Consider the following 13,448-nt stretch of genomic DNA (forward strand, 5'->3'; position numbering starts at 1 on the left):
CGGCTGATACATGATGGAAATGGAAAAGGCCGGAGCGATCCGGCCTTTTCCATTTAATGCTTGGTCGTCTTATGCTCGGGTTTGCCCTTGCGCTTGGTCGACGCCATCTTGTCGAGTTCTTTCTCGCTCATCGATTCTTCCATCGATTTCGAGGCGCCCTTGAGTTTGCTTTTGGGCATGTCGCCGCGCTTGGCAGCGAGTGCGGCGCCGGCAGCCTTCTGCTGGGCCTGGGATTTTGCGGGCATGATCATACTCCTTCCGGAACGGGTTGAGACGGATGCGCTCTCCCCAGACCAGAAAACGCGGCATCGCTGCCTTCGTTCCTGAAGGCTTTTCGAGTTCAGAAGGAAACGGTCATCTCGCGGATGGTCGTGATGACCCGGTCGAGATTATACGGCTTGTCGAAGAAGCGACACTCCGCCGGCATCTCGTTCGCGGTAACCCGGCGATAGCCCGACGTGATGATGATCTTGAGTGGCGGCCAGCGGTCGCGCGCGAATGCCGCAAGCCTTACCCCGTCCATGCCGCCGGGCATGTCGACATCGGTGAACATCGCCTGGATATCGGAGTTCTTGTCCAGGATCGCGATTGCCTCGCGTGCATTGCCGGCTTCATGAACAACAAAGCCAGCTCTTTCCAGGCTGTCGGCAATGTCCATGCGGATCAGGAATTCATCTTCCACGACGAGGACTGCGATTTTGTAACTGCTGGCGATCAAATGACTAAAACCGAGGCTAATGAAGAGAATTGTGCAGGTTTACTCATGCTTGCGTATCATTCTGGTGCCCATCTTACAAAGAAGACGTTCCTGAACGGCTAATATTCATTCTTAATCATGCGGCGGGCATTGTCAGTGTGAAGCGAGTCTTCTCCGGCGTCGAGTGGGCGTTGAGTTGTCCACCGTGCGCTTTGGCGATTTCCGACGCGATATAGAGGCCGAGGCCGAGTCCGACTTGAGGCGCATTGTCCGCGCTCTGCGAAAACGGCTCGAAAAGCCTGGGCAGGACTTCAGCCGGAATGGGTGTTCCATGGTTCTCGACCGCCAGTTCGAATTGACCGTCACGCGTTTTCGCTTCGACGCGAACCTCGCGATCCGGATCGCCATGCGCCAAGGCGTTGCCGACGAGATTTGACAGTAATTGACCAAGGCGGATCTTATCCACTTTGACCGGGCTGGTAACGTGTAAATCCGTGAGAATCATCCGTTCCGGCGCTGCCGAGCGAAACTCATCGACCACCTGCATCAGGTCGCTTTGCAGCGAGTCGATCTCCTTGATCTCGAGCTTGATGCCGCCGCCCAAACGCCCGCGTGTCAAATCCATAACGTTGCCGACAAGGCCGAGCATGCGATCGATGCTGTTCTGCATCATCATCAGAATCTTGAGCGTGCCCTCGTCCTCGGTGCGGCGCCTGATCATCTTGATGCCCGCCTGAAGCGACGCCAGCGGGTTTCTCAGGTCATGTCCGAGCACACCGACGAAGCGCTCGCGAAGCTCGGAAAGTGCGAACTGCTCCGAAAGCGTCTGTTCGTTCGCGACCATTCTTCTGTCGGCATCGAGATGGCGAGCGATCAGTTCGGCAAACAGCTTGAACATGCCGATGACCTGCGGGTTGTCCACCTTGGCGGGCAATGGATCGATCGCGCAGAGCGTTCCGAAAAAAGAGCCGTCCTCGAGAAAAATCGGCGTCGAGATATAGCTCTGGAACCCGTACATCGCTGCTGTCGGATGGCCGCAATAGACGGCGCTTTCCTCGACGTGATCGATCGCCACCGTTTCCTGGTGCTGGCGTATCTCATGACAGATCGTCGTCTCGACCTTGAGTTCGTCGCCGGGCTTCAGTCCGAAATCGATGCTGTCGAGCGTCGCACGTGACCCAGCGATCGCTGGTGACGCGGGCGATCGCGGCAAAGCGCATCCCGGTCGTCCTGCAGATGACGTCCAGGATCGTGGGCACGGCCGCCACACGGCCAATTGCATCGATATCGGATTGAAAATTGTGCATCCGGCCGCTTGACGGTACGTCTATGTTGCTAATCGAAGTTTCTCTCGCGGTGGTTGTTTGAACAGATGGTCAATATGGAAGTTTCCCTCGGTTTTTGCAAATGCACCGGGAACAAATCTATCCGAGTTGTGTAACGTTTTCGAAGGTTAGTGGTTCGCCTGCAAACAGCGCAGGAACGCAATTTCCGGCCGTCTTTGCGAGGAACAATTCAGAGTCCCAGCGGTTATCTCCCATACGCCGTTTGGCAGCGGCAGAACAAATCGGAGGTAACACCATGAAAAGATACGTCTTTTTCGCGGCGTTCCTGGCTTTGACGCCTGCGGCCGCCATTGCGCAGGAGGGAGACACGACGGGAAGCATTAATCCGCCCGTCGTCACTGATGACGGCAATGCAAATATGCCTGTTCCTGGTGAAAACAGCTTCACCGAACCGCAGGTTCGCGAACGGCTGGCTGCTGCCGGCTATACCGGTATCGGTCATCTGGATCTGGAGTCGGACGGTGTCTGGCGCACGACGGCCATGAAGGATGACACTCTGGTGTCGCTCGGCGTCGATCACCAGGGCAATATCGTGGAGAAATAAGTCATCGAAGTTGAGAGTTCTACGCGAGGACTGCGGAAAGGGCCGGCAAGCAAGCTGGCTCTTTCTGTGTCTCACGTACCGCAGAAGGTCCGGTAGGGCGCACGGTCACCGGGAGCGGGTTCGGTGTAGCGCTCGGCGCCCGGCTGTTCTTCATAGGGCTTCGAAAGCACGGCATTCATGCGTTCAAAGGGACCGAGATCGTCTTCATTGATCGCCGCCGCCAGCGCTTCCTCGACCAGATGGTTGCGCGGGATGTAGACCGGGTTGACATTGTCCATGCCAGCGGCCCTTTGCTCGTCAAAGCCCGGCTCGCGTGAAAGCCGTGCGCGCCACTCCGCCAGCCACTTGTCAGCCGCCGCCCTGTCTTTAAAGAGACTCCAGAACGGCATGTCGTCGCCCCCGGCTGAGTTTCCGAGCGCCCGGAAGGCCGATGTCCAGTCCACCGCGTCCTGATGCATCAGGGACAGCAGCGCCTGGACGAATTCGCCATCCGCATCTTCATTCGTGTGAAGGCCGATCTTCAGGCGAAGCCCCGCCAGCCAGTATTGCTGGAACGCGCCGGCATAGTCGATCACCACCTGGTTGGCGGTCTCGACGGCCCTTTCGCTGTCCTCATCGATCAGCGGCAGCAGCGTCTCGGCCAGCCGGGCGAGGTTCCACTGCATGATTCCCGGCTGGTTCTGATACTGATACCGCCCGCCGCGATCGATCGAGCTGAAAACCGTGGCCGGGTCATAGGCATCCATGAAGGCGCAAGGCCCGAAATCGATGGTCTCACCCGAAATCGACGAATTGTCCGTGTTCATCACGCCATGGATGAAGCCGACATGCATCCAGCGGGCCACGAGTGCCGCCTGGCGATCCGCAACCGCGTTGAGCAGCGCAAGATAGGGCGGCCCCGAGCCTTCGAGTTCCGGATAGAGCCGCTGGATCACATAATCTGCAAGCGACTTGAGGCCCTCGACATCGCCGCGCGCGGCGAAGAACTGAAATGTGCCGACCCGGATATGGCTTGCCGCGACGCGCGTCAGAACCGCACCGGGCAGCACCGTCTCGCGATGGACATCGTCGCCGGTCGCCACTGCCGCCAGCGCCCGCGTTGTCGGCACGCCAAGCGCATGCATCGCTTCGCTCACGAGATATTCCCGCAGCACCGGTCCCACCGCCGCACGGCCATCGCCGCCGCGCGAATAGGGGGTGCGGCCAGCGCCCTTGAGCTGGATGTCGCGGCGGATACCGTTCCGGTCGATCACTTCCCCAAGCAGGATCGCGCGGCCGTCGCCGAGTTGAGGTACGAAGCCGCCGAACTGATGGCCGGCATAGGCCATGGCGATCGGATGCGTGCCTTCAAGAACCTTGTTGCCGGAAAATATCGCAGCACCCTCGGCCGAATCGAGCATCGCCCCATCTAGTCCAAGCTCATCCGCAAGCGCGTGATTGAACTTGAGCATTTTCGGGGCAGGCACCAGTGTCGGCTTCACATGCGCGAAGAAGCGGTCGGGCAGTTCGGAATAGGTGTTGGAGAACTCGAGCATAGGTCTTTCCCAGGCACGCGGTTGCGGCGCGCCGTCATCAGGCAAAAATAATGTCGCGAGCGCCCATCGGCAAGATCAGTCCGGCCCGACATCGACCTCAGGCTGATTCTTCTCCGGCAGCGAACCCGTGCCGGGCGTCTTCTCACGATCGGTGAGCTTTTCCTTGGCGTGCGGTCCTGCCGGCGGCGTCTTCTTGGGATCGGCGAGGCTGTCCTTGCGGGACTGGGGACTGTTTTGCATGGCGCGCACTCCTTGTTGCTTCCCTCGCAACGTGTCCGGGCCGCATCTCGTTCCCCGGAACAAACGGCAAGCGCAGCGGTTGTCGAAATGACGGACAGCATAAGGAGACTCGTCATGAACTTGAAAATCCGCACGATCCCGATCGCCGTTGTGATCGCCGCGCTATTTGCCGGAACCGCCTCCTATGCCCAGACGGTCAATTCCAGCGATTGCGATGCCGCAATGCCGCCCCTCACGGGCCTGGACAAGGATTCGGGCGATGCGCAGGCCGGTATTGTTCCACACGATTCGCTGAGCGACCAGCTCGCGACATGCGGTAGCGTGCTCAATCCGCCAGCGATCGGAGACACTGATTTCATCCAGCCCGCCCCCGCGATTGACGATCCGATGGCGATCCATCCGCGGGATCCGCAACTGAAGAAGAAATGAGCCACGGCGGTTTTCGGAACCAAGCCGCCGTCCGGCCGTTCAATCTCCAGCAGAAGGCTGTAAACAGTAGAGGAATACGACCATGGCAATCCATGAACCCCATGGCGACCGAGACGATCGCCGCGTGGAACTGAGCCCCGTCGAGGCCCGGCAGGGCGTGCTCGGGCGGCCCGTTCTTTATGTGCTTGTCGTCGGCCTGCTCCTTGCAATGCTGGCTTGGGCCGCGTCCGAATTCTGGGGCATGAGCATCGACACCCAGACCCCGAAGGATAACGCACAGATCACGGCCCCGGCGACCGAACCGGTCACCGAGAACGAGAACATCGTCAATGACAATCCTCCGGCAGGCGAGAAGTTGGAAAAGGCGCCCGCAGTCATCGACCCGACCACGCCCACCAACCAGTAAGGTTTCGAAGTCCCGGATCGTGCTCGATCCGGGACTTTCCGTCTGGCCCGCCGATGGCCGCGCCGTACGAAATGTCGCGCACACAGACCAAATACGCTCAAATCTCAATGCGATGTCATAAAGGGCTTGATATCGGCGGTGAGCTTGTCTAATCACGCCGGTGACGGAGAGGTGGCCGAGTGGTCGAAGGCGCTCCCCTGCTAAGGGAGTATACCCGGAAGGGTATCGTGGGTTCGAATCCCATCTTCTCCGCCATATCCCCTTGTATTGTCTAGTTTATTTGCGATGTAGTGGCAATAGGCCCACTTGGAGGCCCACTTTGGGTTCCATTGGCAGCGTCAGCGCGTATTCACGAACGATTCGCGAACTTAAGACGCGGCACTGCTTTCTACAGGCCTCCATCCTGCGAAGATGCGTTATGAAGACGTGTGCCGATCTTCCATCCGTTCGATCAGGCATCGGCATCCGGGCGGCAATACCAGCTTTCCGCACTGTTTTCTCGCGTCGTTCGAGGCCGAGATTCGGACGAAACGCATCCGCCTTTGCCAGTTGGACAAGAGCGGGTACCGGAACACGGGCTCGGCGCCAGATGTCATCGACGGAGGCAAACGGTTCGTCGGCACGTTCATTGACGATTGTCACGCCATGCGCGTTGGCCAACGTCTTGACCATCCGGAAGCCGAGGCGGACGGCAAAGCGACTCTCATCGGCTGTCGGCTCCAGTGTGCAGTCCCAGCGTGAGGCGCTGACCGCAAACTGGTCGCACGTCGATGCCGTGGTTAATGGCATCGCGGACAATCTCCGCCGGCGCATAGAAGCCCAGGGCTGGGCATTGAGCAGTGCACAGCAGAAGACATCCGGATGCCAGCACTTCACCCAGGATGAAGCGTAGGCAATCAGGGCGAAGGAGGTGGCATGGCTCTCGGGAAAGCCGTAGGAACCAAAGCCTTCGATCTGGCTGAACGTCTTATAGGCAAAATCCTGATCGTAGCCACTGGCCCTCATGCCATTGATCAGCTTCATCTTGAACTGGCTGACACCACCGGTGAACTTGAAGGTCGCCATGGACCGGAGCTGGTCGGCTTCACCAGGCGAGGTCGCCACCCGCATGGCCTGTTCCTGAAACAGCGGCACGCCGAGCGTCTTGCCGAGCAATTTCTCCAGCTCCGGACGCGGGAACACGACCGGCTCCTTGCCTTCTCGCCTCCGGAGATAGGGATGCACAATGTCACCCTGAATTGGACCCGGTCGGACGATGGCGACTTCGATGACCAGGTCATAGAATGTCCGAGGCTTCAACCGTGGCAGCATCGACATCTGCGCCCGCTTTCGATCTGGAACGTCCCGAGCGTATCGGGCTTGCGGACCATCTGGTAGGTGCGCGGATCTTCAGGCGGGATCGTCGAGAGGTCGTGCTTGATGCCCTTGTGCTGTTCTAGCAGATCGAAGCCACGCTTCATGCAAGACAGCATGCCGAGCGCCAGGACATCGATCTTCATGAAACTTCAGGATATCGATGTCGTCCTTGTCCCGCTCGACAACCTGGCGATCGATCATGGCTGCCGGCTCGATCGGCGCGATGTCATCCAGCCAATCGCGTGTCAGGACGAAGCCACCAGGATGCTGGGATAGGTGACGCGGAAAGCCGACGAGCTTTTGCGCCAGTTCGATCGTCAGCCTCAGTCGGCGGTCACCAAGATTGGAATTGAGCTCACGCGCCGGCGTGCCATCGATGTCCTCGCCATGACCCCAAACATGCGACGAGAGAATCTTGGTCATATCCTCCGGCAGGCCGAGTGCTTTGCCCACATCGCGGACAGCTCCCTTCGAGCGATAGCGAATGACTGTCGAACAGAGTGCGGCGTGGTCCCGGCCATAGGTCTCGAAGATCCATTGCATGACGATCTCACGTCGCTCATGCTCGAAGTCGACATCGATATCAGGCAGTTCACGTCGCTCCTCGGACACGAACGCTCGAAGAGCAGATCGTTCCGGGCCGAGTCGATTGCTGTGATGCCGAGCACATAGCAGACGGCGGAATTGACTGCCGAGCCTCGCCTCTGGCAGAGGATGTCCCTCAATCAACCTGGGTGGAGTCTCCGCAATCGGGAATTGACCGAACGACAGGAGGCCAACGCAGGCGTTATATTTGCAAGCCTCCCCCTATCACAGCAATCACTGGCAAAAATCAGCGTGCGTCACAATGGCAGTATTCTTCGATAGCTTCGTGAACGACGTCCTGGGAGATTGGCTTGGCAATGAAGATCGTCGATGGCGGAAGCTCGCCATCGACTGGACGCCCGGCGCCTGACGCAACAACGACGCAAATATGAGGCCAGCGGTTCGCCACCTCCCAAGCCAGCTGGCATCCGGTCATCGATCCCGGCGTCTCAATGTCAGTTACGACAAGTTTGAGTGATGGACAGTCGGTCAGGAATTTGAATGCATCCTCGAGCGTTCTCGCCTTGATGACCTCAAAGCCCTCCTCGGCGACCATATCGGCTGTGTCCATCCGAATAATTGGTTCGTCATCGACGACGAGGGCAATCGGCTGATTGGCGGTCATCAGACCACCCGACCGACACTTGGAACGGATGTCGGCGCTGCCGAGCGATCGGTCGTGCCGTTAAATTGGTCCTCGCTCGGCACCACGCCATCAGGTGTCAGGTCATCGACGGCCTTCGGTAGCTCGCGCGATAGGCGGCTGAGGATTTCCTCTTTCGACAGCCCAGTCTTTGCCGTCAACTCACTGAGGACATCGTCTCCGAGGGCTTGGGAAAGATCGGGTTCGTTGATGGGTTGATTGGGGCCGGTCGTCACCCAAGAGTCCGCGCGGTCGCCGAGACCATTTTGCTTGAACTGATCGAGAAGGCCCCCAAGGCCACCGCTAAGGATGCCGCCTGGGGACGAACCGCCAAAGATGCTGCCCAGGCCGCCCTTGGTAAGGCCGCCCAGCAGGTCGCTGAGACCTCCCTGGTTTTGTGCCACGGTGCCATCAGGATTGGTCGATTGGCCGTTCTGCAGGCCGCGTAGCATTTCGGCGATCTTGTCGCGATTCTGATAACCGGCGACGGTGAGAACGGCGAGAAGAGCGGTAAGTGGTCCACGGGACATCGGGGTTTTCCTTCGGTTTCAGTGAAACGATTTTGCTCACGTCTAACTGGTTCAGAGGTGTGAGAGTTCCCTGCAGATGGTTCGGGGCTCGCCGTGCTGGATTGACGGATTTATCGCGCGAATTCTTTAGGATCGGGCAGGTCGATCCTTTCAAGGACGTTGCCATGCTCATCACTGATGTGGACCTGCAGCCCAGCCAGCATTTCCGGCAATCCGAGCAAGGCTCCTACAACCAGGTCAGCTTCTCGGTGGCTTCCACAATTGCTGCCTCTATATCCGGTAGGTCGATTCCGATGTTGTCTTTAAGAATTGGATGACCGACTCGGAGATTGAAGAAATATCGCGGCATGTTCACTCCTTAGGCTTGAGCATTCAAAGTCCGCGACACCACAGAGAGTTCGGGTAACGAAGCAAGGTGTTGGTAAATCGAACTCACGGAACTCGGACCGCCGGAAATGGTTATCGCTGCGAAGGAGAATTTAATGAAACTTGCTCGCCGCGCCTTAAGCGACCCTGATCGCCGAATTGAACTAGAAGCCGCAATGGACGATCAAGTTTCAGAGCTGCTCGCCGACGCAAACGATGCCGGTTACAGCACCGAAGAGGCCATCAACGCTCTGGTGAAGGTGGTGAACAACCAACGTCTAATTCTGTACAGGGATACCGATCCCGTCGATGATCCGAGCTGAGCATCGTCGACAAGCATGAGAAGGCCGCAGTGCATCAACCGCGGCCTTGCTATTTACCCCGGCAATCCTATGGTCGTAGAACGACCTTGATCACGCCGTCTTCCTTGTCACGAAACTTGTTGTACATCTCCGGCGCGTCTTCGAGCGATGCGGGGTGAGTGACGACGAAACTCGGGTCGATTTCCCCGGCAACAATCTTTTCGAGAAGCGGCTTGGTATATTTCTGAACATGGGTCTGGCCCATCTTCAGGGTAAGCCCTTTGTTCATCGCGGCGCCGAGCGGGATTTTGTCGCCAAATCCCACATAGACGCCAGGAATCGAAATCGTGCCTGCTTTCCTACAGGACATAATTGCTTCCCGAAGAACGTGGACCCGATCCGTCGCCAGGTAGGTTGCTGCCTTGACCTTGTCGACGACGGCGTCGACCGCACCATGTCCTGATGCCTCGCACCCGACGGCATCGATGCAGCTATCCGGGCCGCGCCCTTTGCTTCGCTCCATCAGTTCATCATAGACATCGGTTTGCGAGAAGCTGATTGTCTCGGCTCCGCCGGCTTCCGCCATAGCCAAGCGTTCTGGGACTTCGTCGATGGCGATGACCCGCCCAGCACCCATCATTAACGCGGCGCGAATAGCGAACTGGCCCACGGGACCACAGCCCCAAATCGCGACGGTGTCGCCATCCTTGATCTGGGCGTTCTCGGCGGCCATGTAGCCCGTCGGGAAGATGTCGCTCAGAAACAGCGCCTGCTCATCCGTAACGCTATCTGGCACTTTGATTGGTCCGACATCGGCCATAGGAACGCGAAGGTACTCCGCCTGACCGCCGCTATAGCCACCAAGCATATGCGAGAAGCCAAACAAACCAGCCGGGGACTGGCCCATGGCCTTGATCGCCAATTCGGCGTTCGGATTCGTCCGATCACAGCAGGAAAATAGTCCCTGCTCACAGAACCAGCATTCACCGCAGCTGATCGTGAATGGCACGACCACGCGGTCTCCGACCTTCAGGTTGCTGACCTCCGAACCTAGCTCAATCACCTCACCCATGTTTACATGGCCGAGGATGTCGCCGCTCTTCATCGTCGGTTGGTATCTGTCAAGTAGGTGCAGGTCAGAGCCGCAGATCGCGCAGCAGGTTATCTTGATGATGGCATCTCGGGGATGCTGAATTTTGGGGTCGGGAACGGTATCGACGCGCACGTCGCCTTTCCCATGCCAGCAAAGCGCACGCATGGTAATTCTCCACTGTTTTGAATAACCGCGAGCTTGGACGTTGACGACAACGCGCAAGCGGCCATTGGGCTCATGGCCCGTGATTAAAGGTCGTTGATTGATGGCAGAAGTGTTTCAATCTCTTCGCGCTTTCTGCGGGCGAGAGGCGCCACGTTAGTGGCCCAAAATTTCTCCGCCTTTTCCGGTTCAACATCCCAGAGACGAGTCGAAATCTTGTTGTCGTCCGTGACGACTTTCCTCTTGCCTCTTAGGCGAAGGTATTCCTTCGCAAGGTCGGAGGCGGTGGAGTTGGGAGCAAAACCGATCATTGAAATATCCAATCGAAATGCGAGAGGGCTGCGCACGCGGCCTTTAAAGTGGCCTGCCGGATGGCTCTTGCAGGCCACTTATTACCTGGACGCCTTGTAAAGACGGTCTGCGATTTCCATCATTTCTTCCGGCGCGTAATCCGGGGTAAAGGCTGAAGGAACGCCAGTTAGCTGGTGGATTTTGCCGCCCTCGGGGTGGCCGTCGATCACCTCCAGCTCGCCAGGAGGATCGCCAGGCAGCGCCATTTCTCCTTCGCCTCCCCAGATGCCGGAGATGCTCTTGTAATCTTTCGGGCTCCAGGTGTAGAGGCGACGATGCGAGCCCTCAGCAAGATACTTCTGGCATTCGGGAATGTTGCTCAGACGGATGTTGGGGGTCGGCAGCATCTTCTCGATTTCCACGCCAGTGATTTTCTTGATCGCAAGCGCATAAGCGTGGGCATGCACGGAGCCACGAACCAGAAGGTAGCCGCATACTTCGCGGCCGGTCGGATCGGTGAGCGTTTCATAGACCCGGAGCTTATGGAGACGAGCACCGCACTCGAGGTGGAAGTTGTGCAGTAAATCTACAATCACGTTTCCGGTCGTGGTTATGAAGTCGTTGTTCCAGCCGACGCCGTTGCCGTTGACCGGCGTCGCTCCACCCGCATTCGACAAAAATGCCGCTGCCAGGCGAATGTCCTTCATCGCTTCGTACGGTGCGCCGGAGATATCGCCGCCGTCGGCTTCATCACCATCGTTGTCCGGCCCATTGTTGAGCATAGCAACGCCGTTGCTGACCAATTCAACATGGCCGATTTCTTCAGCCGTGATGCTCGCGACCAGATCGTAGAAGGGTCTTAGCTTTGCTTTCGAACGGAAATTGAAGCTCTGGAACATGTAGTTGCCCAGCGTGGACATCTCGCCGTATTTACCGCCGAGAAGTTCTTGGAGGGCCGCCGCCGCATTTGGGTCCTTTTTCTTCGGCGCGGGCAGTTCCGCCTGAAGCTGGTCGATTCTCATAAACATATAGTGGTCCTTAGGTATGAGTATGGTCCTCAACCTTTGGACCGAGTGCATGTTCCTCTCGACTTCTGATTTATTTCTGGCCGAGCGGAACGAAGCAGAGTTGCAGCGGGTTGGTTGAAGCAAGCCCCGAGGAAAATTCAATATGAAACAAATCATTCCGAGGATTGTGATGGCACTTGCCATTTATCCTGTGACCGTGTCAGCGGCGGAAATGCGGCCCCACCAGTTCGTTGATAAGGCCGCGATATCCGACATGATCGAGATCGAAACTGCAAAAATTCAAATTGAGAAGAGCGAGAGCGCCAAACTCAAGGCCTTCGCCCAATAGATGGTGAACGATCATGGCGGTAGCACTAGGATGCGCTGCGAAGGAGGGGCACACTCCCCAAGGCACTCGATGCAAAGCGCCAGGAGAACCTTGACGCGCTAAAGCCGTTGGCGGATGTCGAGTTCGACGCGGCCTACGCATCCACTCAGATTCCGTGCACACTGAAGCCGTCAACCTGTTCGATGGCTATTCCCAAGATGGCAGGGGTGGGCCGTTAAGGCGTTCGCTCAGCAGACCTTCCGACGATCCGCATGCACCTCGTCCGCATCATGGGGCTTAACTCAGGAGAGTAGTCGCACTCATTTCGCCGTCTTTCATGTCTATGGATCACACAGAATCCTGTCGCGAGCCGCTGCGTCATTGCTCTTGTCGTAGCGCCGGATGGAGAAAAGGCGCATGGTGTTGGCCCCGTGCTGATGTAACGGGAAAAGTGAGGCACAGTGACGAGCGCGGATACTGACGACCATCCCGCCTGGAACCAGGAACAGCTTCGGCGTGCTATCAAGGCAGCCGGGATAGCTCTTTGGACATGGAACGTCGACAGCGATGCGTTCACAATGGACCGACGCGGCTATGAGTTGTGGGATGTCTCAACTGAAGACGCGACGCTGACATTCGAGCACCTTTCGGAAAAGATTCATCCGGCCGATCGCGATAGGGTGAGGGCGGCGTTTGTTGCGACAAGGGCCGTCGTCGGGCAATATGAAATCGACTTTCGAATGCTGACCAATCCGGGAGAGGTCCGTTGGATATCCGCTCGCGGGCAAGGCGACGATTTCGAGATAGCTGCGCGTATCATGTCGGGCGTATTTCTCGATGTCACCGGGCGCAAACAGGCCGAGGAAGGTCACGAGCTGCTCGCGGGCGAGATGAGTCACCGCGTGAAAAACCTTTTGGCCATTGCTAGCGGCCTTACCCAGATCACTTCACGGTCGTCTACATCGGTCGACGAGATGGCTTCCCAATTGACCCAGCGACTGGCTGCTTTAGGTCGTGCCCACGACCTGGTACGCCCGTTGCCCGGAGGTCAGGGAAGTGCGGCTTTGCTAGGCGACCTGTTCACGGTGTTACTTGCGCCCTATGACGACGAAGGAGCGTTTTCCGGACGGATTAGGGTCGCGGTCCCACGAATGGGCGTGGGGGAGAACGCCGCGACAGGGGTCGCTCTCGTGATCCATGAGTTGGCGACCAACTCCCTCAAATACGGTGCGCTCTCAGCAGCCGCGGGAAACCTCGATATTTCTGGCAAGATGGTCGGCGACGATGTTGACGTAGTCTGGACGGAGCAGGGCGGCCCAGGTGTGGAGCCACCGGAGGGTTCAGGTGGCTATGGCAGCAAGCTCGTGCAAAGGACCATGAGTGGCCATCTCGGCGGCTCGATTACCTACAATTGGACACCAAGTGGTGCGGTTGTGACATTGCGTATGAAGGGGGACCGACTTTCCGCATAGGTCAAGTGGGGCACTAGCTCGACACCAGCGCCCCGGGCGGGACGGGCTGCGCATCATCACTCGTTTGGAAACTTCGACGAGTCGGCGGCGATGAATCGCATCGCGCTTGTGGGAAC

The 13,448-nt window shown here is 58.0% G+C and carries 17 protein-coding genes, 1 tRNA gene and 1 pseudogene; 7 read left to right on the plus strand and 12 right to left on the minus strand.

Translation table 11 applies throughout. From position 1 onward, the window contains the following. Positions 1–53 precede the first annotated feature (53 nt). The 3 genes from IHQ71_RS07650 to IHQ71_RS07660 form a co-directional block, all read right to left on the minus strand. Positions 54–245, minus strand: a complete 192-nt coding sequence (locus IHQ71_RS07650; protein WP_258161348.1) for a DUF3008 family protein — start codon at positions 243–245, stop codon at positions 54–56. 95 nt (positions 246–340) lie between these two features. Further along, the gene (locus IHQ71_RS07655) at positions 341–682 is read right to left on the minus strand and encodes a response regulator (RefSeq protein WP_308737928.1); all 342 of its coding nucleotides are present in this window, start codon (positions 680–682) and stop codon (positions 341–343) included. A 151-nt stretch (positions 683–833) separates the two neighbouring features. Continuing rightward, positions 834–1,910 (minus strand): GAF domain-containing sensor histidine kinase, encoded by a 1,077-nt coding sequence (locus tag IHQ71_RS07660; protein ID WP_308737929.1) that lies wholly within the window; start codon positions 1,908–1,910, stop codon positions 834–836. A gap of 368 nt (positions 1,911–2,278) precedes the next feature. Between IHQ71_RS07660 and IHQ71_RS07665 the strand changes: the two genes are divergently transcribed. Then, positions 2,279–2,587, plus strand: a complete 309-nt coding sequence (locus IHQ71_RS07665) for a PepSY domain-containing protein (RefSeq protein ID WP_258161349.1) — start codon at positions 2,279–2,281, stop codon at positions 2,585–2,587. Positions 2,588–2,658: 71 nt separating this feature from the next. Here the strand turns inward: IHQ71_RS07665 and IHQ71_RS07670 are convergent, their stop codons facing one another. Continuing rightward, positions 2,659–4,122 carry a YdiU family protein gene (locus IHQ71_RS07670; RefSeq protein ID WP_258161350.1) on the minus strand — a complete coding sequence of 488 codons (1,464 nt, stop codon included), beginning with the start codon at positions 4,120–4,122 and terminating at the stop codon, positions 2,659–2,661. A 75-nt stretch (positions 4,123–4,197) separates the two neighbouring features. Beyond that, on the minus strand, positions 4,198–4,362 hold the full coding sequence (locus IHQ71_RS07675) for a hypothetical protein (RefSeq protein ID WP_258161351.1): 165 nt from the start codon (positions 4,360–4,362) through the stop codon (positions 4,198–4,200). Positions 4,363–4,476: 114 nt separating this feature from the next. Here IHQ71_RS07675 and IHQ71_RS07680 point away from each other — a divergent pair, with 114 nt between their 5' ends. The 3 genes from IHQ71_RS07680 (at position 4,477) to IHQ71_RS07690 (ending at position 5,452) form a co-directional block, all read left to right on the plus strand. Continuing rightward, positions 4,477–4,791 carry a hypothetical protein gene (locus tag IHQ71_RS07680; protein ID WP_258161352.1) on the plus strand — a complete coding sequence of 105 codons (315 nt, stop codon included), beginning with the start codon at positions 4,477–4,479 and terminating at the stop codon, positions 4,789–4,791. Positions 4,792–4,873: 82 nt separating this feature from the next. Continuing rightward, positions 4,874–5,197 (plus strand): hypothetical protein, encoded by a 324-nt coding sequence (locus IHQ71_RS07685; RefSeq protein ID WP_258161353.1) that lies wholly within the window; start codon positions 4,874–4,876, stop codon positions 5,195–5,197. Positions 5,198–5,362: 165 nt separating this feature from the next. Next, a tRNA-Ser gene (locus IHQ71_RS07690) sits at positions 5,363–5,452 on the plus strand. Between the two features lie 243 nt (positions 5,453–5,695). Here IHQ71_RS07690 and dnaE2 read toward each other — a convergent pair. The 4 genes and pseudogenes from dnaE2 to IHQ71_RS32020 all read right to left on the minus strand — a co-directional run. After that, positions 5,696–7,272, minus strand: a pseudogene (gene dnaE2, locus IHQ71_RS07695) (error-prone DNA polymerase); the annotation flags it as partial. A 113-nt stretch (positions 7,273–7,385) separates the two neighbouring features. Then, positions 7,386–7,763, minus strand: a complete 378-nt coding sequence (locus tag IHQ71_RS07700) for a response regulator (RefSeq protein WP_258161354.1) — start codon at positions 7,761–7,763, stop codon at positions 7,386–7,388. Then, positions 7,763–8,311, minus strand: a complete 549-nt coding sequence (locus tag IHQ71_RS07705; RefSeq protein WP_258161355.1) for a YidB family protein — start codon at positions 8,309–8,311, stop codon at positions 7,763–7,765. Before IHQ71_RS07705 ends, IHQ71_RS07700 begins: the two co-directional genes overlap by 1 nt. Before the next feature lie 226 nt (positions 8,312–8,537). Beyond that, on the minus strand, positions 8,538–8,660 hold the full coding sequence (locus IHQ71_RS32020; RefSeq protein WP_374989966.1) for a hypothetical protein: 123 nt from the start codon (positions 8,658–8,660) through the stop codon (positions 8,538–8,540). Between the two features lie 133 nt (positions 8,661–8,793). Between IHQ71_RS32020 and IHQ71_RS07710 the strand changes: the two genes are divergently transcribed. Continuing rightward, complete coding sequence (locus IHQ71_RS07710; protein ID WP_258161356.1) at positions 8,794–9,000, plus strand: hypothetical protein; 207 nt, start codon at positions 8,794–8,796, stop codon at positions 8,998–9,000. Positions 9,001–9,067: 67 nt separating this feature from the next. Here the strand turns inward: IHQ71_RS07710 and IHQ71_RS07715 are convergent, their stop codons facing one another. The 3 genes from IHQ71_RS07715 to IHQ71_RS07725 form a co-directional block, all read right to left on the minus strand. Next, the gene (locus IHQ71_RS07715; RefSeq protein WP_258161357.1) at positions 9,068–10,237 is read right to left on the minus strand and encodes a zinc-dependent alcohol dehydrogenase; all 1,170 of its coding nucleotides are present in this window, start codon (positions 10,235–10,237) and stop codon (positions 9,068–9,070) included. Between the two features lie 83 nt (positions 10,238–10,320). Further along, on the minus strand, positions 10,321–10,545 hold the full coding sequence (locus IHQ71_RS07720) for a hypothetical protein (protein WP_258161358.1): 225 nt from the start codon (positions 10,543–10,545) through the stop codon (positions 10,321–10,323). Between the two features lie 81 nt (positions 10,546–10,626). Beyond that, positions 10,627–11,553 carry a manganese catalase family protein gene (locus IHQ71_RS07725; protein WP_258161359.1) on the minus strand — a complete coding sequence of 309 codons (927 nt, stop codon included), beginning with the start codon at positions 11,551–11,553 and terminating at the stop codon, positions 10,627–10,629. 142 nt (positions 11,554–11,695) lie between these two features. On the opposite strand from IHQ71_RS07725, the gene IHQ71_RS07730 reads away from it, so the two are divergent. Then, entirely contained in the window at positions 11,696–11,881 is a 186-nt protein-coding gene (locus IHQ71_RS07730) for a DUF4142 domain-containing protein (RefSeq protein ID WP_258161360.1), read from the plus strand. Positions 11,882–12,321: 440 nt separating this feature from the next. Continuing rightward, positions 12,322–13,332 carry a sensor histidine kinase gene (locus IHQ71_RS07735; RefSeq protein WP_258161361.1) on the plus strand — a complete coding sequence of 337 codons (1,011 nt, stop codon included), beginning with the start codon at positions 12,322–12,324 and terminating at the stop codon, positions 13,330–13,332. Positions 13,333–13,448: the final 116 nt, after the last annotated feature.

Source organism: Rhizobium sp. TH2 (assembly GCF_024707525.1).
Lineage (GTDB): Bacteria > Pseudomonadota > Alphaproteobacteria > Rhizobiales > Rhizobiaceae > Rhizobium_E.

Excerpts from the sequence above, each read along its gene's own strand:
- IHQ71_RS07685 (WP_258161353.1), top strand. The coding sequence starts at position 4,874 with ATGGCAATCCATGAACCCCATGGCGACCGAGACGATCGCCGCGTGGAA.
- IHQ71_RS07720 (WP_258161358.1), bottom strand. The coding sequence starts at position 10,545 with ATGATCGGTTTTGCTCCCAACTCCACCGCCTCCGACCTTGCGAAGGAA.
- IHQ71_RS07650 (WP_258161348.1), bottom strand. The coding sequence starts at position 245 with ATGCCCGCAAAATCCCAGGCCCAGCAGAAGGCTGCCGGCGCCGCACTC.
- IHQ71_RS07680 (WP_258161352.1), top strand. The coding sequence starts at position 4,477 with ATGAACTTGAAAATCCGCACGATCCCGATCGCCGTTGTGATCGCCGCG.
- IHQ71_RS07675 (WP_258161351.1), bottom strand. The coding sequence starts at position 4,362 with ATGCAAAACAGTCCCCAGTCCCGCAAGGACAGCCTCGCCGATCCCAAG.
- IHQ71_RS07705 (WP_258161355.1), bottom strand. The coding sequence starts at position 8,311 with ATGTCCCGTGGACCACTTACCGCTCTTCTCGCCGTTCTCACCGTCGCC.
- IHQ71_RS07730 (WP_258161360.1), top strand. The coding sequence starts at position 11,696 with ATGAAACAAATCATTCCGAGGATTGTGATGGCACTTGCCATTTATCCT.
- IHQ71_RS07710 (WP_258161356.1), top strand. The coding sequence starts at position 8,794 with ATGAAACTTGCTCGCCGCGCCTTAAGCGACCCTGATCGCCGAATTGAA.
- IHQ71_RS07665 (WP_258161349.1), top strand. The coding sequence starts at position 2,279 with ATGAAAAGATACGTCTTTTTCGCGGCGTTCCTGGCTTTGACGCCTGCG.
- IHQ71_RS07700 (WP_258161354.1), bottom strand. The coding sequence starts at position 7,763 with ATGACCGCCAATCAGCCGATTGCCCTCGTCGTCGATGACGAACCAATT.
- IHQ71_RS07670 (WP_258161350.1), bottom strand. The coding sequence starts at position 4,122 with ATGCTCGAGTTCTCCAACACCTATTCCGAACTGCCCGACCGCTTCTTC.
- IHQ71_RS07715 (WP_258161357.1), bottom strand. The coding sequence starts at position 10,237 with ATGCGTGCGCTTTGCTGGCATGGGAAAGGCGACGTGCGCGTCGATACC.
- IHQ71_RS32020 (WP_374989966.1), bottom strand. The coding sequence starts at position 8,660 with ATGCCGCGATATTTCTTCAATCTCCGAGTCGGTCATCCAATTCTTAAA.
- IHQ71_RS07725 (WP_258161359.1), bottom strand. The coding sequence starts at position 11,553 with ATGTTTATGAGAATCGACCAGCTTCAGGCGGAACTGCCCGCGCCGAAG.